Origin of the sequence: Paenibacillus chitinolyticus NBRC 15660 (genome assembly GCF_000739915.1) — a bacterium.
Taxonomy (GTDB): Bacteria; Bacillota; Bacilli; order Paenibacillales; family NBRC-103111; genus Paenibacillus_F; species Paenibacillus_F chitinolyticus.
Genome location: NZ_BBJT01000004.1, coordinates 254,962 through 272,243 on the forward strand (window position 1 = coordinate 254,962; position 17,282 = coordinate 272,243).

Genomic DNA, 17,282 nt, shown 5'->3' on the forward strand with positions numbered 1-17,282 from the left:
CTTTTTGAATCTGTTTCTATGTCATGCTACTCAGGCTGGTAGCCGGATTTCGTATCGATCGTTAAAGCGTTTGAGGCAGCATCCCACGAAACGTTAAAATCAAGCGCTTGAGCAAGATCCCGAAGTTTGAAATAATTGTTGCCATCGAGCGTGTAGGCTGTGAAGCGGGCCTCCTCCGAGTTTACAAGCAGCTTTGCCGCAGCAGGGGCCGCCTGCTTGACGGAAAGCTGGCCGGTTGCGGCAAGCTCTCCACCCACTTCTGTGTAAGCTTTTGACGTAGTAAGGCGAATAACCTTGGCATCTTGATCCCAGCCGACTTCAAACCCTTTGTTCGTCCCGTTCAAAAGCATAGCCAAATCGCGCAGCTTGAAAAAATTGTTCCCGCCGATGTTATAAGCCTCCGGGGAAACTTCCCGCCCGTTTATCATTACTTTGGACGCGGAAGGCAAAGCGGATTGAGGTTGCGGCTCCTGAGTTTGGACATTCAGCGGATTCCGCATAAAATAAAAGCTTCCTTGTCCGCCGTCCGCTACGGTAGCAAGACCACCGCTAAAAGAGGAACCCATCAAATCGTAGCTATAGGGCACAACGACTTTTCCCCTTTGATCAATGTAGCCTAACATTTCATAATCATCTTCGTTTTCGATGGACACCAAGGCAAGTCCCTCAGAAAAAACAGTATATACATCCATGAATTGCGGCCGGATGATCATCGTATCCTCTTTATTTACATACCCCCATTTGCCGTCGACTTGAACGGGCGCCAGATCACCTTCTTGGAAGGGGCGGGCTTCATCATAATGTGCTTGGATGACTTCTCTACCCGACAAATCGATGTATCCCCACTTTCCTTCATGTTTGACAGCTGCCAAGCCGCGGCTGTACGGAAAAGCTTCCTCAAACTTCGGCTTTTCGATTTCTATGCCGTTTTGGTCGATAACGCCCCACTTGTCCTTGATCTTTACCATAGCCCTTCCCTCACTAAAAACCGTAGCGGCTTCGTATCGGAACGGAACGACCTCTTTCCCCTCTTTATTTATGTAACCGTATTTTTCATTTTTTTTCACGGGAGCAAGCCCGTTATTAAACGGGTTGGTATCCTCATAATCAAACGCAATCACTTCTTTTCCGGTTTTATCCACATACCCCCATTTATCGTCTTTTACTACTTGGGCAAACCCCTCTTCAAATACTCTTCCCACTCCCGTATAAATAGGTGGCACAGCAAACTGTCCGGTTTTATCGACATATCCCCATAATCCGTCGATTCGGACGGGAGCCAGACCATCATGAAATATTCCCGCAGCTTCAAACCGGGCCTTGATCACGATTTTCCCGGATGTATCGATGAATCCGAAGGAATCGGTCTCTTCCCCGGCTTCCATATAAAAGGCCAGTCCTTCCGATAGAACGCCTACCTCTACATATGGCAGATAGTCAGGTTGTGGAACACTCCCGCTGCCTGAAGCCTCGTTTGCATTTGTAACGGCCATCATACTGAAAACTAAGGTAAAAACAAGTATAAAACCGACAAGCTTTCTCATTCGAAAAATTCCCCCATAGACATTTTACAAGCAGAAAATTTTACGACCACTCTAGCAATTGGGTAAAATTTACTACCCCAGCATATACGAATCTACATTTTTTGAACAGAGGAGAAATTCATGGCATAAAAAAGGGCCTCTTTCCGAGAAGCCCTTTGCCCTATATGTTGATTCCAAGTATGGTGACAAGCCATAAGCCCACATAAAGCGCAATGCCCAAAATAACCAGTATCAGCAAAATATTGAGCAGCCGGATCGTCAGGCTCCATGGGTTTTTCTCCCTCTTCAGGTTCGAGCGTTCGTTCACAACATTCACCTCATTAAATAATTGTATTTATAGAAATATCATACATCTTTTCTAGATATTACGCACGACAGGTTTCAAAATCCGCCCGAAACATAGCGCAGGCACGGTTTCCCGCTTGCATAACCTGTGATTGAACTTCCTGAAGCAAGAAGCCATAAATGACGTGTAAATAAAGATCACCTTAACTGTGTCAGAGGACATTTCCCAAGTCGCTTGAGGATTCATGAAAAGCTGCCAGTCGTCCATATGCGCTACTATAAAGAAAGCTGCTGCATCATAGTGTGGCATGAGCCGCGGCCTACCTCCTCTTTATCCTGCATATCACACCTGTGGTTTATAACCATGCATCTTTTTCACTAAAATGCGCGATTAGAAAAGGAATGTCTCCTTGAACCGAAAGAACTGCCCGTCTAACAAGAGAAAGGAGGCTCACGTCGAGCCCCCTTTGTTTGCTTTGGCTAGGATGTTTACGATTCATTACAATCGGCTTTGAACAGCCAGTTGGCCTAATGGTTTCAAGTAAGAACAGAAAAAGTAGCTAATGAAAGGAAAATTGTCTTTTGCGTTGTTCATTTACAGAATTATAGTAAAAGGTCATAAGTACACCGATAGCTCTTATTTTTTATGTGATTTCATTATTAAAAATAAAACTGCAATTATTGTTATAACGATAATCGTTAAAAATATGATTCCGACTGGCGTTATCAAATACCCCATAATCAACACCTTCTCTCGTGAGGTTACAGAACCAGCAGCGCAGCAGCCCTGCGCCTGCCAGTAGACGCAAAGCATCTTTGCAGCACAACGTGCCGGTCCCTAGCCGCGGGACTTTGGCATTTGAATGTATTCTTTCAAAATCCGAAAGGCACACTGCTGAGAATGCTACACATTTATTTTAAACGTAGAAGCCTTTTACCCCTTTGCATTCATTCCATAAATACCTACAATCCATAAGCCCACATAAAGCGCAATGCCCAATATAACCAGTATCAGCAAAATATTGAGCAGCCGGATCGTCAGGCTCCATGGTTTTTTCTCCCTCTTCAGGTTCGAGCGTTCGTTCACAACATTCACCTCATTAAATAATTGTATTTATAGAAATATCATACATCTTTTCTAAATATTACGCACGACAGGTTTCAAAATCCGCCCGAAACATAGCGCAGGCACGCTTCCCGCTTATTTCCCTGCATCCTGTCCCGCTATGCCGGTTGCAAAAAAGAGCCTTCGCCCGGCTTAGAAAACCGAAGAAGACTCTTTTTCGTTTTAACGCTTGAGCGAAGCGATCAACTGGCCGGTGGACACGACCTTCGTGTAATCCGCCGGTGTTCCCGTGTGGCTGTAGCCGTCCGGCCAAAATGTGGTCGAAGAAGGCGGCGTTGAGTTCGCGGAGGAAAGCACCGTCCACGCACCCGCGCTGTTTCGGAAGCTGATGCCGCTGCACACCACCTGATTATGGAGTGTATTCCAGTTCGGCAGGGGATTCGGAACCGTCGTAAACGACCGGTCGCATGCCGCGACTACCAGCCGCGCACTCGTAAGCGAACCGAAAGTGCCCGTCGCGCCGGAAAAAGTTTTCACCACGGTGCCGTTTACCTTAAAGTCCAACTTGTTCGAACTGTTGACAGACAGCTCGATGGGCACGGTGCTTCCGGCCGCAAGATTGAAGGCCCCGCCGTCGTTCGCAGCTCCCGTGTTCCAGAACCAGTGCCATTTGCCGTTTAGCGCTTCCGTATAGTTCGTGGACAGGCCGCACTCGTAATTCGTATTGGACCCGTAAACGCCCAAATAAAAGTTAATAAAACCGCCGGTCGTTCCGACCGATGCGCTGGAAGGCAGCTGGATATTCGTTTTCAGCCCGTAAACCGCATCGCTTTTGGTCCACCGTAAAATTTTCGCATACTCCGCCATAGATTTGTTCCTCCTCGGGTTCATTCAAAGGTAGGAGCTGATCCCCACGATTCCCGCAGGACGGCCCGAGCCTTGAAAAAAGGTACGGCCCTGCTCCTTCACTTAATAAGGCGAACAGAGCCCGGCTTTTACAACCTTCTTTTGAAACTTTTTTTATCGAAAAAAAGGAATCGGCAGGATCGTCATGTACGTCACGTCACCTCGCCCCACGCCACGCCCAGCTCTCACGTAATCTTAGCCTTCCACGCCACCGGGACCAAAAAAAGACGGAGGGACAGGTCACCTGTCGACAGGTGCCGTCCTCCGCCTTTCGTGCGGTCAGTTGTTCTTCTTGCGGATCGCTTTGTTCATCCAGATAGCCGCCATGGCGCCTTCGCCCATCGCGACGGTAAGCTGCTCCGCATGCACACCGATATCTCCGGCCACATAGACGCCGGGAATGTTCGTTTCCTTGCTGCGCGGATCGGCCAGCAGATGGCCGTTCTCCATCCGTTCCACGCCGAGCTGCGAGGCCAGGCCGGAGTGGACGGCATTGCCGCCGAAGCCGAGGAACCCTCTCTCGGCTTCCAGCGTCTCGCCGCCGGCCAGTTTCACGCCGCCGATCCTGCCGTCATCCTCCAGGATGGCGGCAATCGGACCGGCGACGGTGTCGATGCCGGCGCGCTCCAGCTTCTCCTGCAGGTCCGCGTTAACGGGTCTCCGTTCGTGATTCACGAACGTGAGCTTGTCCGTCCGCGGACGCAGGGTCAAAGCCATGCCGGCGCCGGGATTTCCGGCGCCCAGCACGAGCGTGCGGCGGCCCGCCACCTCGTGGCCGTCGCAGTCCGGACATACGTATACCGTATGTCCGAGGCATTCCCGCAGCCCCGGCAGCTCCGGGAAGCGGTCCATCACACCGGTAGCCAGCAGCAGCGTGGCACCGGTGTATTCGGTTTCCGGCCCGGCCCCGGACTCATCGGGCAGTCCCCGCCCGCCGGGCTCGTGCGCCGCCAGCGGATGCGAGCCGCCGCGCTCGTCCGGCAGGAGCTTCCGCACGCCGACGCGGAAGCCGGTCTCCAGCGAGCCCGCAAGACGGACGGCCAGTCCTTCGGCGAACGCGACGCCCAGCGCCTCGGCCTGGCCCCGGCCCGTGCGCCGCAGCTCTTCGCCGGATATCCCGTCGGGGTAGCCGAGCACGTTATGGTAGTTGGCGCACAGAGTGGAGCGGCCGTATCCCGCGTCGATAACCAGGACGCGATGATCGTAGCGTCCAAGCTGGATGGCCGCCTGCAGGCCAGCAATTCCTCCGCCGACAATAATCGAATCGTATGTCATAAGTCACCTTCTTTTATAGTAGAGAGACAAGTGAAACAACGTCAAACAACCTTCTCTTTACTATACCCTTCGCTTACAAAATGTAATCGGTTCGATTACACTCTCATCGGGTTCAGGTGATCTTTTTCCGACGCCGCATCGCCCCCATGCCGGTTGCCGGGTACCCGGTGCCGTACGCCACACGCCGTGCGTTGAATGCCGTGCGCTACACGCCCTTGAAACATGCGGTATCTTTTCGGCCGGTCAGCGAAGCAAAGTTAGCACCGTCTTTACCGTGTTATCGGCGAACTGCCTGTCCGGACGGGATTTAAGCATGACCGTAAGCCCGATCAGCGAAACCAGCAGAGCCTGGGCTGTTCCTCTTGCTTCCAGCGCCGCATCCAGCTCCCCCGTGCGTATGCCCCGTTCAATCGTTTCCTGGAAAATTACCGATAGGTACAATTGATGTTCCCTAGTAAGAATCTCGAATTTCTCATCGTGGGGCGCAAGCTCCACCATCGTGTTAATACTGAAGCATCCCCGGTTCAGGCTTCCCTCGTATTCATCCGCTACGATTCCTTCGAACAAAGATCGGAAGGCGTCTTTTACGGAAGTGCGGCTTTGCAATTTGGCCCGGACGCGGGCGGCGTGAGCCTTTGTATAGCTGCGCAGAGCGGCCTCGAACAGCTCTTTCTTACTGCCGAAAGCGGCATACATGCTCGGCCGCTGGATGCCCATTCTGGCCGTCAATTCGGTTAACGAAGCGGCCTCGTATCCTTTTTCCCAGAACAACCGCATAGCCGCGTCCAAAGCAGCGTCCTCATCGAATTCTCTTTGCCGGACCATAGGAACACCCCTTAGTATATCGTTCAGTATGTTATCATTTTAGTTTTCCTTCTACTTCTTGTCAATAAATCAAGGGCTTCTGTTGCAGAAAACCCCTATTGAAAGGTTAAAAAACACTGTTTTTGGGATCGTTTTAATTTGTGGCGCGTTTTAAAATGTCTCTTGACAGATGTGTTTTTTGCTGGTAATTTAACAATCATTATGTACCATTCAGTATATTATAAATTTTAAAATTCACCAAAGGAGTGGAATGAACATGGTTTCCCCCTGCAAAATCGGCTCTCCCGCCGGCCTCACGGATGGCGCATCCGGTCCGGAAACGGCGTCAGACGTCCCCGTGGTAGAAGCTTCCGCCCCGATCCCGGCAGAGGCTGAGGCTCTCGTGCAAGATCAGACATCGGCATCGGTTTTGAAACCGTCACCGGTAACAGCCTCTGCTTCGATACCCGCACCGGCATCGACCGGGGCCTTGTCCGCGGATTCGCAGCCCCGCTCCGTATCGCCTTCGGCTCCAGCCTCTCTTCCCGTTCCGCCTTCGGCCCCGTCTTCCTTGTCCGCTTCGAAGGCGCTGCTTTTCTCCGCCGCTTGCGGGCTCGCCGTGGCCAACATTTACTACGCGCAGCCTCTGCTCGACGCTCTTGCGTCGGAATTCGGGGTAGCTCCCGCTGCCGTGGGCCTTGTCGTTACCGTAACTCAGATTTGTTACGCTCTGGGCCTGCTGCTGCTCGTCCCCCTGGGGGATCTGCTGAACCGGCGGCGGCTGATCGTCGTTCAAATGCTGCTCTCGGCCGGCGCTCTCCTGATCGTCGGCACCGCCCCGTCCGCACCGGTACTGCTGGCCGGACTGGCCGCTGTCGGGCTGCTCGCCGTCGTGACTCAAGTGCTTGTCGCCTACGCCTCCACCCTCGCCTCCTCCGCTGAACGGGGACGCGTCGTAGGCGTGGTGCAGAGCGGCATCGTAATCGGCATCCTGCTGGCACGAACCTTCGCCGGCACCCTGACGGACCTGGCCGGCTGGAGATCGGTTTATCTCATCTCGGCACTGCTGATGTTTGTGACGGGCGCCGCCCTGTACCGCATTTTGCCGGATGTTCATCACACAAAAACGGAACTCTCTTATCCTCGGCTGCTCCGGTCGGTTTTCGCTTTGTTTATAGAAGAGCGCCTGCTGCGGATACGCGCTGTCCTGGCTTTCTTGATCTTCACCGTGTTCAGTACCTTGTGGACCGCCCTTGTCCTTCCTCTCAGCGCGCCTCCGCTGTCGCTTTCCCACACGGCTGTCGGCGCATTCGGTCTTGCCGGAGCAGCCGGAGCTCTAGCAGCCGCCAGAGCGGGCAGGCTGGCCGACCGGGGCCTGGGACAGCGAACCACCGGATTGGCGCTGGTTCTGCTGCTGGCGTCCTGGGGCTTTATCGGATTCACGCCCCATTCGCTGGCAGCCGCGGTCATCGGCGTCATCCTGCTCGACCTTGCCGTCCAGGCCGTCCATGTGACGAACCAGAGCCTGATCTTCACCGTACGCCCCGAGGCACGGAGCCGGCTGACCGCCGGGTACATGATCTTCTACTCGCTCGGCAGTGCCACAGGAGCGATTGCTTCGACAAGCTTGTACGCTATCGGCGGCTGGAACGGAGTATGCCTTTTCGGCGCTGCCGTCAGCGGGCTGGCCCTTCTCTTCTGGGCCGTTACACGAGGGAATGGTCCCGAATAAACAAAAGCGGTTCCTTTACGCATAAGGGACCGCTTTTCCTCCGTTTACCGGTGCTTCCTTCATCCTCGTTCTCCATTCTTCGTTCTTCCTTCATTCTTCCTTCGTTTTTTCTTCATTTCCCCTTCGCTATGTCTCCGATTTTTTACGCCTGTCCTCCCGCTCGTCAGATCGCTTATCCTCGTTATCTCACCCCGCCCCCTCCAATCCTGTGCATGTCACTACGCTTCCTTCCCTCACTGAGAGCCGCTCCCTGCCATGCATCCGCAAGCTTTACCACACGCAAAAAAACGCCTGCGATTCACATCGCAAGCGTTTCTTTAACTTTTTCCTTACTGCGCGGTTTTCCCCTTAAGGTTGTCCCACGTTTTCTGGAAGTCGTCCAACATTTGATCTTTCGTTTTCTTGCCGGCTACATAAGCCTGCATCGTGGCTCCGAATTCCTGCATGGCGCCTTCCGGATACTTAGAGGAGTTCCAGCCCAGAACTTTATTCTCTTTGCTGTACGTCATAATATCCGCGGCCAGGTCGCCGAGATCTTCGGGTTTGGCTTCGATGTTCGTGAAGGCCGGAATGAATTTGAAGTCATGGGTGATAAAAGCTTTGCCCGCATCGGAAGAGACGAGCCAGTTCAAAAATTCTTTGGCTTCGGCTTTGACCTTGGAGTTCTTGTTGATGACCCAGTTGTTCGGAACGCCCACATAAAGCTTGTCCGTTTGAGCCGCATCGTCGCTGATCGGCATCGGCAGAATGCCGATGTTCAGATCTTTGTTGATGCCGTCGATCTGTACTTGCGTCCAGTTACCCTGCTGCATCATAGCGGCCTGGCCGTTCGCGAACATCGTGACCTGCGTGTTGTAGTCGGTCGTCAGCGGATTTTTATTGCTGTATTTCAGGGTTAGATCCACCATTCTGGTCCACTGCTCGAAGACCGGGTTGCCCTTGAATTTCTCGGTTCCGGCGTTCAGGCCGGCGATAAATTTGTTGGAATCCGGCTGGTTGGCGAACGCGACGTTAAGCGTATGGTTACCCAGCACCCACCATTCCTGGTACCCGTTCGCGAACGGCGTGATGCCCGCCGCCTGAAGTTTCTTCGAGGCTTCGTCGAGCTGAGTCAGCGTTTTCGGAAGCTCGGCGATGCCGGCTTTCTTGAACAGGTCCTTGTTGTAAATAAAGCCGTAGCCTTCCAGTCCCATCGGCTGTCCGTAGATTTTGCCGTCCTTGGTCATCGGTTCTTTCGCAACCGGAACCAGGTCTTTTACCCAGGGCTGGTCGGAGAGATCTTCGAGATGCTCCATCCACGTGTTCATTTCCTGGAAGCCGCCGTTGTTGAAAATGTCGGGCGTATCGCCGCCGGCAAACTTGGCTTTGAGCGCCGCGCCGTAATCCGCGCCTCCGCCTACGGTCTGGATGTCCAGCTTCACGCCGGGATGTGTTTTTTCGTATTCGGCTTTGACTTTGTTCAGCGCTTCCGCGATTTCTACTTTAAATTGAAAAATTTTAATTGTTTTCGTTCCGCCTTCGGCCGCATTGCCGCCTTCTGCGGTTTTACCGGAATCTCCGCTTCCGCAGCCTGCGAGCACGGTGGACATCGCAAATACGGAAACGAGTGCGAGTGTAGAAAGCTTTTTCATGGTGAAACCTCCCTTTATGATCTTGCTTCTTTCTGGATGACTTCTTCATTATATAAACCGGAAAGAGCCGTTAACACGTAAGCTGTTGATCTGTTGAGTGGAACAAATTGACCTTACACGATTTGTCAGATCCGTACGTCAGCCTTTAACCGATCCGGCCGTAATGCCTTCGATAATATAGCGCTGCATGGCCAGGAAGAAAATGATAATCGGCGTAATGCCGAGCACGAGCGCCGGCAGAGCCAGATCCCACTGCTTCATATATTGGCCGAAGAACGAGAATGTGGCCAGCGGAATGGTCCGCAGGGACTGATTTTGCAGGACGAGCGATGGCAGCAGATAATCGTTCCACGTCCAGAGGGCGTTGAGAATGATGACGGTTACGAACATCGGCTTAAGCAGCGGCAGCACGATGCGCCAGAACACGCCGTAAGGGGACGTTCCGTCCACGACAGCCGACTCTTCGATCTCCAAAGGAATCGATTTCACGAATCCGTGGAAGAGGAAGATCGCCATCGGCGCCCCGAACCCCAGGTAGCAGATGATTAGGCCCCACAGGCTGTCCATCAAGCCTACGCCGGAGAGAACCTTCACGAGCGGAATCATGATCGACTGGAACGGAATGACCATCGCGGCCACGAACATGCCGAACAGGACTTGGTTGATGCGGCTTTTATACCGCACCAGCCGGTAAGCCGCCATGGCGCTTATGAGCGCAATGCCGATGTTGCTGATCACGGTAACGATCAGAGAGTTCCAGAAGACGACCGGGAATTTGGTGATGCTCCAGGCCCGCTTGTAATTCTCGAAGTGAAACGATTCCGGCCAGCTGGCGGCATTGGAAAGCAGGTCGCCGAAGCTTTTCACGGAGTTCACAAGAAGGAAGTAAAACGGGACAAGGAACAGAAGAGCGATGACAAACGTTACGATTTCGGCGATAAACACACGCCCGGAGTAACGGTTTTGTGCTTCCATTTACGCTTCGACCTCCTTGCTTTTCGTGAATCGGACCTGCAGCCACGTGATGACCGCGACGACGATGAAGAACACCAGCGCCTTGGCTGTTCCGAGACCGTACCGGTTGTTCTGGAACGCTTCGCTGTAAATATTCATCGCGACGGATTCGGTCGAGCGGAAGGGTCCGCCTTTCGTCAGCGACAAATTGAGATCGAACATTTTGAACGTCCACGAGATGGCAAGGAACAGGCAGACGGTAACGGCCGACATGATGAGCGGAATCATAATGGAGCGCAGAACTTGTCCCTGCGTGGCTCCGTCGATCTGTGCCGCTTCGATCACGTCTTTGGGCACGTTGCTGAAAGCCGCGATGTAAATGACCATCAAATACCCGGCTGTCTGCCAGACGAACACGATGACAATTCCCCAGAAGGCGGTCGTCGAATCCCCGAGCCACGGAAGATTGAAGAAGCCGATTCCCGTCATTTCACCGATAGCGGAGAACCCTTTTACGAAAATAAACTGCCAAATAAATCCGAGAAGAAGTCCGCCGATTACATTCGGCATAAAGAAAATGGTTCTCAGGAAATTCCGGGTCTTAAGCGGTCTCGTCAGCAGATACGCCAGAACGAATCCGACCAGATTGGACAGCACGACGCCCACGATCGTAAACCGGACGGTAAACCAGAACGCACTCCAGAAATCTTGATCCTGGGTAAAGATTCTTTTAAAATTATCAAAGCCTACCCAACTGACCTCGCCGGATACCCCGTTCCAGTTCGTGAACGAGTAGTACATGCCGAGCAGGAAAGGGATGATAATAATCAAGGTAAAGAACAGGACCGCAGGTCCGAGAAAAAATAATTGCTGACCCCATTGCGATGAACGCTTATGCATCTGTCTTCCTCCTTTTTCTACGGAAGGTTGTGTATTTAGTATAGGGCGCTCCACCCGCTCCCCACTACCGCACGAGGTGAACCGTTAGGTGGAATATATTGATCTGAGGAGTCTGCCCGATGAACAACAGCAGCATTCGTACACGCCTCATCCTGCTCATGCTGGCCGCAACTGTCATTCCGATCGTCATCTCCATGATCGTCACGTATTTCTACACCACCCGTTCAGTCGGCACGAAGCTGATTCAGGAGAACGCGAACCTGATTTACCAGGGCAAAACGAATGTACAAGCGTACATGGACACGCTGAACCGCAACTCGCTCTCCCTCTATAACGATCCGGGCATCCTGCTGATGCTCCGGCGGAATGTGCATGATTACACGAACGAGGCCCAGACCTATACCCTGCTGCAAAATATGACTCACTCCGTGGACGGCATATACCAGATCTATTTGTATATGGCAAAAACCCGCAGGTCTACGCTGCTCATCGGGGATATTCCGAAGCGCGGCTACGATACGGATAATTTCAGCGAGCCTTATACGACCGGCAACCCGTCTTCCGTCGTGGAGCCCACGCATATGAGTTCCATTTACGGCCTGGGTCAGAGTCCACCTTATTATGACCCCCGCCCCGTCATTACATTACACCGGGCCATCTACAATGTCCCGACGACGGAATGGCTGGGGACTTTGTCGATCGATATCAAGCTGGAGGCGATTCAGGACATTGCCGACCAGCTTTTTAACAAGCAGCATGAACGTCTTTACCTGCTCGACCAGTCGGGCATGGTCGTTTATTCCGGAGACGGCTCCCTGATCGGCAAGCCTCTCTCCGACGCCTGGACGAGCCCGATTCTGGAGTCCAAGGAAACGCGCGGACAACTGGAAATGAACAAGTCGGTTTATTTGTACGAAAAAATGGACACCCCTTACATGAAGTGGACGCTGGTGAAGGAAATCCCGCACAGCTATCTGTATGAAGGGGCGCGGAGCCTGACCCAGATCAATATCATCATCGCGGCGGTTTCTCTGCTGCTCGTCATTGCGGCCACTCTGTTCGTAACGATCCGGATTACCGCTCCGATCAAAAAACTGATCGGGACGATCAACCAGATCCAGGCCGGTAATCTGACGGCCCGCGTAGACGGCGAAGGGCAGGATGAAATCGGCATTCTGGTCCGCCGATTCCGCACGATGATGGAGACGATCAACAACCTCATTCTGCGGGAGTACAGGCTGAACATCGCCAATAAAACGAATCAGTTGAAGGCGCTGCAGGCGCAGATCAACCCGCATTTCATGAACAATGCGCTGCAGTCCATCGGCACGCTGGCTCTCCAGCATAACGTCCCGCGCATCTACTCGCTGATCAACTCGCTGGCGAAAATGATGCGCTACAGCATGAACACGAACCAGGAAGCCGTCCCGCTCTCCATGGAAATCGGCCATGTGAAAGCGTATCTGGAACTCCAGACGGAGCGGTTCGAGGGCAAATTCCGCACGGACTTCGAACTGGACGAAGTCGCTCTCGGCATTGAGGTTCCGAAGATGATCATTCAGCCCTTGATCGAAAATTATTTCAAGCACGGCTTCGATCCGAAGCTCGGACCCGGTCATCTGACCATCCGTGCCCGGGTCGAACCCGGCGGCGGGACGGGACCCGGCGAGGTTCCGCTCAAACCGGGCGGAGAAGCGGGGCCGGACGGGGCCGGCGCAGATAGCGGACACGCAGCTGCCTCCGCCCGGAGAAACGCGCCGGAATCCCGGCCGGACGAAGATTCCGCTGCGGCGGACTCGTCGCCCGATTCCGGCGGGACTTCCGCAAGCCCCGTCCTCTTCGTGGAAGTCGAAGACAACGGACGCGGCATCCCGGAAGACAAGCTGACGGAGCTGCAAGCCGGACTTGCCGTTATGCGCGAGGAGACCGGGATGGACGAAGAAGGTGGAATCGGGATCGGCAACGTGAGGACGAGACTGCGCCTTTACTTCGATCCGCAAGCTTCGCTGACACTTGAAAATACGGACCCGCATGGCGTCCGGATTACGATGCGCATTCCGCTCGGGGAGGATACAACAACATGATCGCATTACTCGTAGATGATGAGAAACACGTCCGCAGCGCCCTGCGGATGCTGATCAAATGGGAAGAACACGGCATTTCGCAAATATTCGAGGCGGAAAACGGAGAAGAAGCCATTGAGGTGATCCGGCGGGAAAAGCCCCAGATCATCATTACGGATATGATGATGCCGGTAAAGGGCGGCGTGGAGCTGCTCCAATGGCTGCAGACCAATGACCCTTCCGCCAAATCAATCGTAATCAGCGGCCACGATGATTTTTCTCTCGTCCGCCATACGATCCAATATGGCGGAACCGACTATATCCTGAAGCCGATCGATCCGGATCAGGTCAACGAGGCGCTGGCTAAAGCGGTCGCCAGTTGGAACAAAGAAGAGCATGAACGGTCCCGGAGCGTGGAGCGGAACATCGAGATGAACCGCATCAAGCCGGTCTACTGGGACCGGCAGTTGTCCGGGCTGCTCGACGAGCCCGCGCAGAATCCGGTCGCCGTCCGGGATTTGCAGGCCGACTGGGGCCTTCCGGCGGGAACGGGCTCGTGCCGCATCGCCATCCTCAGCATGGTCACGATGGAGAGGAAGCTGAAGAACAAATTCGGCCGCAACACGGACCTGCTCTTCTTCTCGCTGATCAACATCTGCAACGAGTTTCTGCACCGCCGCAGCCGCGGGGCCGCCTTCCGCTACTGGAGCTCCAACGAGATCCTGCTCCTGGTGTGGGGCGAGCCGGACAAGGTCCCCGCCCTTCTCGGAGACATCAACGAAGGCATCCTGACCGCCCTGCACAGCCGGCTCGATTTCGGACTCAGCCGAGCGCACGCCTTCCCGGACGGCCTCCCGGCGGCTTACCGCGAAGCCCGCGACGCGCTGCGCCAGCGCAATCTGCTCAGCCGCGGCGGCTGGATTCACGAGGCTGTCCGGCCCGAAGGCCTCCAGCCCCGGCGGCTGCGCTTCAGCGATTTCGAGGAGGCGATCCGGACGGCCATCCGCAGCGGCAGCGCCGAAGAGATCTCCTCCGCCGTGCAGGCGTGGTTCGACGGCGTGCGGAGCTTGAGCGCCATTACGCTCGAGCAGATCGAGCAGTGGCGCCGCGAAGCGGACACCATGCGGGGCCGATGGATCGAGGATTTCTTCCCGGACGGTCCCGAAGAGCTGCTCGCGGAGGTGCGCTCGGAATCCGGGAGCGGGCAGACCATCGTTCCGCTGAACGAACAGGGCACGCTCTCGCTGGCCGACTGGCAGCAGGAGCTGACGCATTCGTTCGTCCAGCTTTCGAAGAAGCTGCTCAAAAGACAGCACCGCGAGAAGAACGTCATCTACGACATTGCGAAATATTTGCAGACGCACTATCACGAGGAAATTTCGCTTCAGGATATCGCCGGCCGTTTTTTCCTCTCCCGTGAATACATTTCGCGCAAGTTCAAACAGGAGTTCGGCACGAATCTGTCCGACTATCTGGGCGCCATCCGCATCGACAAAGCGAAGCTGCTCATGATGAATCCCAACCTGCGGATCTCCCAGGTCAGCGAAATGGTCGGCTACAGCGACGAGAAATATTTCAGCAAAGTGTTCAAAAAAGTGACCGGCTGCTCGCCGAACGAATACCGGAAAGCCAACCAACCGATCATGTGAAGGGCTTGTTCACATTTTTGTCATTTTCTTTTGAACGGTGATTGGGTATAATTAGGCTAACGTATGTTTACTTGGAGGTGCGCTTGGATGTCTCATGCTTTCTGGATCATTATTGTAGTGCTTACCATGTTTATCGTGGCCATCTTCACATCTTCGTACAACGAGGATAAAACCAAAGGCCTGTAAGGTTCGTCCGTTATGCGGAAGTAAACGAAAGTCATGAATATGAAATGATCCCCACCCTAGCAAACAGAATGAATTTCTTGTTCTGTCCGGCTGCGATGGGGATTTTTTTATGGAAACAAAGAGGCACGGGGAAGATACCGTTCCATGTGCAAGAGCGGAGGAAAGCGACATGAAAGAAATCATCAGCGAGTCTATGCAAGCTCTTAAAGAGGCCACCGGGTTTTCCGGTACAGTCCTTGCGGGGAACAAGGAAGAAATCCTCGCCGCCTTCAGCGGCGGCTATGCCAATCGCTCCGAAGGCAGCCTTAACCGGGCAGACACCCGGTTCGGAATAGCATCCGGCTGCAAGCTGTTTACCGCCACTGCGATCTGCCAGCTTGTGGAGAAAGGTCAACTCTCTTTCGATTCCAAGCTGCGGGATTGTCTCCCTTTGGAGTTTAAAAATTTCGATCAAGAAATTACGATTCACCACTTGTTAACGCATACCTCAGGAATACCTGACTATTTCGATGAAGAGACCATGGACAATTTCGAAGACTTATGGACGGATTATCCCATGTACCGTGTCCGGCGTCCTCAGGACTTCCTTCCCTTGTTTGCGGAAAAAAAGATGAAGCACGAGACTGGCCGGGTTTTTCATTACAACAACGGAGGTTATATCGTTCTGGGGCTCGTTGTCGAGCACGTTAGCGGGCTCGCCTTCAGCGACTATGTGGAGCAATTTATTTTTGCCAAAGCGAATATGAAGGATTCCGGTTACTTCGAAGCGGATGCTTTGCCGGAACGTACGGCGGCCGGCTATATCGATCACGAAGACGGAAGCTGGAAAACCAATGTTTTCTCGCTTCCCGCCAAAGGCGGCCCGGACGGGGGCGCTTATGTAACGGCAACGGATATGATGAAATTCTGGGAAAGTTTAATGACATTTGAATTATTGAGCGAAAAAACGACCTCAATACTGCTGCAGCCCCATGTGCATGTAACCAACGATATTTACTATGGATACGGGCTGCGAATGAAGCTTCGGCAGCAGGATGTAGAGAAGTATATTTTAATGGGGTATGACCCGGGCGTGAACTTCAGGTCTGTATATTATCCCAAAGAAAAGCGGTCTATCGTGGTTTGCTCCAACAAATCCGGCGGAGCTTTCGAAATCATTTCCGGTATCGAAAAAGAAATCATCTAACAAAAAGGGGCTGATAAATCAGCCCCTTTAATTATTCGTCGGAGTTCGATCGCCAAGGCTTACGGATAACTGACCACCCGGTGCCGCGCAAAACCGAGATACCGCGTACCCTGAAAATTCAGCTTCCCCATGTCCCCTTCCACAAGCTGGCCGTACTCCGATCCGCTTATCCGGAACTCGATTCGGTCGCCGCTCTCTACCTCGAACGTGACGAAGTAGGACGTGTCCGTGGAATGACTGTGCGTGGATTCGTTCGAAGCCGAATGATGGTGGGACACTGCCGTACGCTTCGTGGCGACTCGCGCTTCTACCGTCAGTATCGGCTGCTTGTTATTATGGTTCCACTGCAGGATGCTTTTCACAAGGGTAAATGCAATAAACGCCAGAATGGCGATGAAAACGAGCGGAAACAACGCCGACACAAGACCGAACATCCCCGGCCCGTCTCCGAACCCTATACCGTTTATGTTTATCACGGCTTTCTCTCCTCTCTATTCCGCCGAAAGCTCTATCCTGATTTTACCATATTCCCTTGCTTTTAGGGGGTTAAAAAAGGCGGAGCCACGAAAAAACGCCGTCTCCCGAAGGAAACGGCGTTTTTTCGTCTGGTGTGTTCGATCGTCTCGGTAAAAATAGGAAATAAGACCTAACTAGACTCTCGGTTGTTTCATTGCGTTCATTTCACCCAGACAATTGGAACAGATGTGACGCTCTTTAAATTCGTTAACATGATCCATCTCACCGCAGAACACGCATTTCGGGCGGTATCTCTCTAGGATGATATGGTCCCCTTGTACTAAAATTTCGACCGGATCGCCTTCGTTCATTTGATATCTTTTACGCAGCGACTTAGGTAATACGATACGTCCAAGCTGATCCACTTTACGGACAACTCCAGCTGGTTTCATCATTGTGCCACTCACCTCATTTCACCGAAGTATAATCGGCTTTACAAACTTTACCCAATTTTTATTCGCCAAATTTCTGCTAATTCCTTCTAACTTCGTTATATTCTTTTTATTTAGGGATACAAAACGGAAAAGATTACAAGATTCCAAAGCACCAGAGCAAAAGAACCCTTGTCCGGCGCGCAAACTAGCC

The 17,282-nt window shown here is 53.2% G+C and carries 15 protein-coding genes; 4 read left to right on the forward strand and 11 right to left on the reverse strand.

What is annotated here, in order from left to right:
- Positions 1-26 precede the first annotated feature (26 nt).
- The 6 genes from PCH01S_RS11145 to PCH01S_RS11170 form a co-directional block, all read right to left on the reverse strand.
- Entirely contained in the window at positions 27-1,544 is a 1,518-nt protein-coding gene (locus tag PCH01S_RS11145; protein WP_042229284.1) for a WG repeat-containing protein, read from the reverse strand.
- A gap of 160 nt (positions 1,545-1,704) precedes the next feature.
- Positions 1,705-1,851 carry a hypothetical protein gene (locus PCH01S_RS30870; protein WP_164977112.1) on the reverse strand — a complete coding sequence of 49 codons (147 nt, stop codon included), beginning with the start codon at positions 1,849-1,851 and terminating at the stop codon, positions 1,705-1,707.
- Between the two features lie 912 nt (positions 1,852-2,763).
- A complete protein-coding gene (locus tag PCH01S_RS30875) occupies positions 2,764-2,916 on the reverse strand; it encodes a hypothetical protein (protein WP_164977111.1) in 153 nt (50 codons plus the stop codon).
- A 201-nt stretch (positions 2,917-3,117) separates the two neighbouring features.
- The gene (locus PCH01S_RS11160) at positions 3,118-3,762 is read right to left on the reverse strand and encodes a hypothetical protein (RefSeq protein WP_042229290.1); all 645 of its coding nucleotides are present in this window, start codon (positions 3,760-3,762) and stop codon (positions 3,118-3,120) included.
- Positions 3,763-4,080: 318 nt separating this feature from the next.
- Positions 4,081-5,076 carry an NAD(P)/FAD-dependent oxidoreductase gene (locus PCH01S_RS11165; protein ID WP_042229292.1) on the reverse strand — a complete coding sequence of 332 codons (996 nt, stop codon included), beginning with the start codon at positions 5,074-5,076 and terminating at the stop codon, positions 4,081-4,083.
- 243 nt (positions 5,077-5,319) lie between these two features.
- On the reverse strand, positions 5,320-5,901 hold the full coding sequence (locus PCH01S_RS11170) for a TetR/AcrR family transcriptional regulator (RefSeq protein WP_042229293.1): 582 nt from the start codon (positions 5,899-5,901) through the stop codon (positions 5,320-5,322).
- A gap of 256 nt (positions 5,902-6,157) precedes the next feature.
- Here PCH01S_RS11170 and PCH01S_RS11175 point away from each other — a divergent pair, with 256 nt between their 5' ends.
- Positions 6,158-7,612 carry an MFS transporter gene (locus PCH01S_RS11175; protein WP_042229295.1) on the forward strand — a complete coding sequence of 485 codons (1,455 nt, stop codon included), beginning with the start codon at positions 6,158-6,160 and terminating at the stop codon, positions 7,610-7,612.
- 329 nt (positions 7,613-7,941) lie between these two features.
- Here the strand turns inward: PCH01S_RS11175 and PCH01S_RS11180 are convergent, their stop codons facing one another.
- The 3 genes from PCH01S_RS11180 to PCH01S_RS11190 all read right to left on the reverse strand — a co-directional run bounded on the left by PCH01S_RS11180 (position 7,942) and on the right by PCH01S_RS11190 (position 11,097).
- Positions 7,942-9,243, reverse strand: a complete 1,302-nt coding sequence (locus PCH01S_RS11180) for an ABC transporter substrate-binding protein (protein ID WP_042229297.1) — start codon at positions 9,241-9,243, stop codon at positions 7,942-7,944.
- 138 nt (positions 9,244-9,381) lie between these two features.
- On the reverse strand, positions 9,382-10,218 hold the full coding sequence (locus PCH01S_RS11185) for a carbohydrate ABC transporter permease (protein WP_042229298.1): 837 nt from the start codon (positions 10,216-10,218) through the stop codon (positions 9,382-9,384).
- Positions 10,219-11,097: a carbohydrate ABC transporter permease gene (locus tag PCH01S_RS11190; protein WP_009676154.1), complete on the reverse strand. Its 879-nt coding sequence runs from the start codon at positions 11,095-11,097 to the stop codon at positions 10,219-10,221. It lies immediately after the preceding gene.
- 119 nt (positions 11,098-11,216) lie between these two features.
- Here PCH01S_RS11190 and PCH01S_RS11195 point away from each other — a divergent pair, with 119 nt between their 5' ends.
- The 3 genes from PCH01S_RS11195 to PCH01S_RS11205 all read left to right on the forward strand — a co-directional run bounded on the left by PCH01S_RS11195 (position 11,217) and on the right by PCH01S_RS11205 (position 16,181).
- Positions 11,217-13,181, forward strand: a complete 1,965-nt coding sequence (locus PCH01S_RS11195; protein WP_042229299.1) for a cache domain-containing sensor histidine kinase — start codon at positions 11,217-11,219, stop codon at positions 13,179-13,181.
- A complete protein-coding gene (locus PCH01S_RS11200) occupies positions 13,178-14,809 on the forward strand; it encodes a response regulator (protein WP_042229301.1) in 1,632 nt (543 codons plus the stop codon). The genes PCH01S_RS11195 and PCH01S_RS11200 overlap by 4 nt, the downstream gene beginning before the upstream one ends.
- 355 nt (positions 14,810-15,164) lie before the next feature.
- Positions 15,165-16,181: a serine hydrolase domain-containing protein gene (locus tag PCH01S_RS11205; protein ID WP_042229302.1), complete on the forward strand. Its 1,017-nt coding sequence runs from the start codon at positions 15,165-15,167 to the stop codon at positions 16,179-16,181.
- 59 nt (positions 16,182-16,240) lie between these two features.
- On the opposite strand, the gene PCH01S_RS11210 is transcribed toward PCH01S_RS11205, so the two are convergent.
- Entirely contained in the window at positions 16,241-16,657 is a 417-nt protein-coding gene (locus PCH01S_RS11210) for a DUF2500 domain-containing protein (RefSeq protein ID WP_042229304.1), read from the reverse strand.
- A 174-nt stretch (positions 16,658-16,831) separates the two neighbouring features.
- On the reverse strand, positions 16,832-17,089 hold the full coding sequence (locus PCH01S_RS11215) for an AbrB/MazE/SpoVT family DNA-binding domain-containing protein (protein ID WP_170318711.1): 258 nt from the start codon (positions 17,087-17,089) through the stop codon (positions 16,832-16,834).
- Positions 17,090-17,282: the final 193 nt, after the last annotated feature.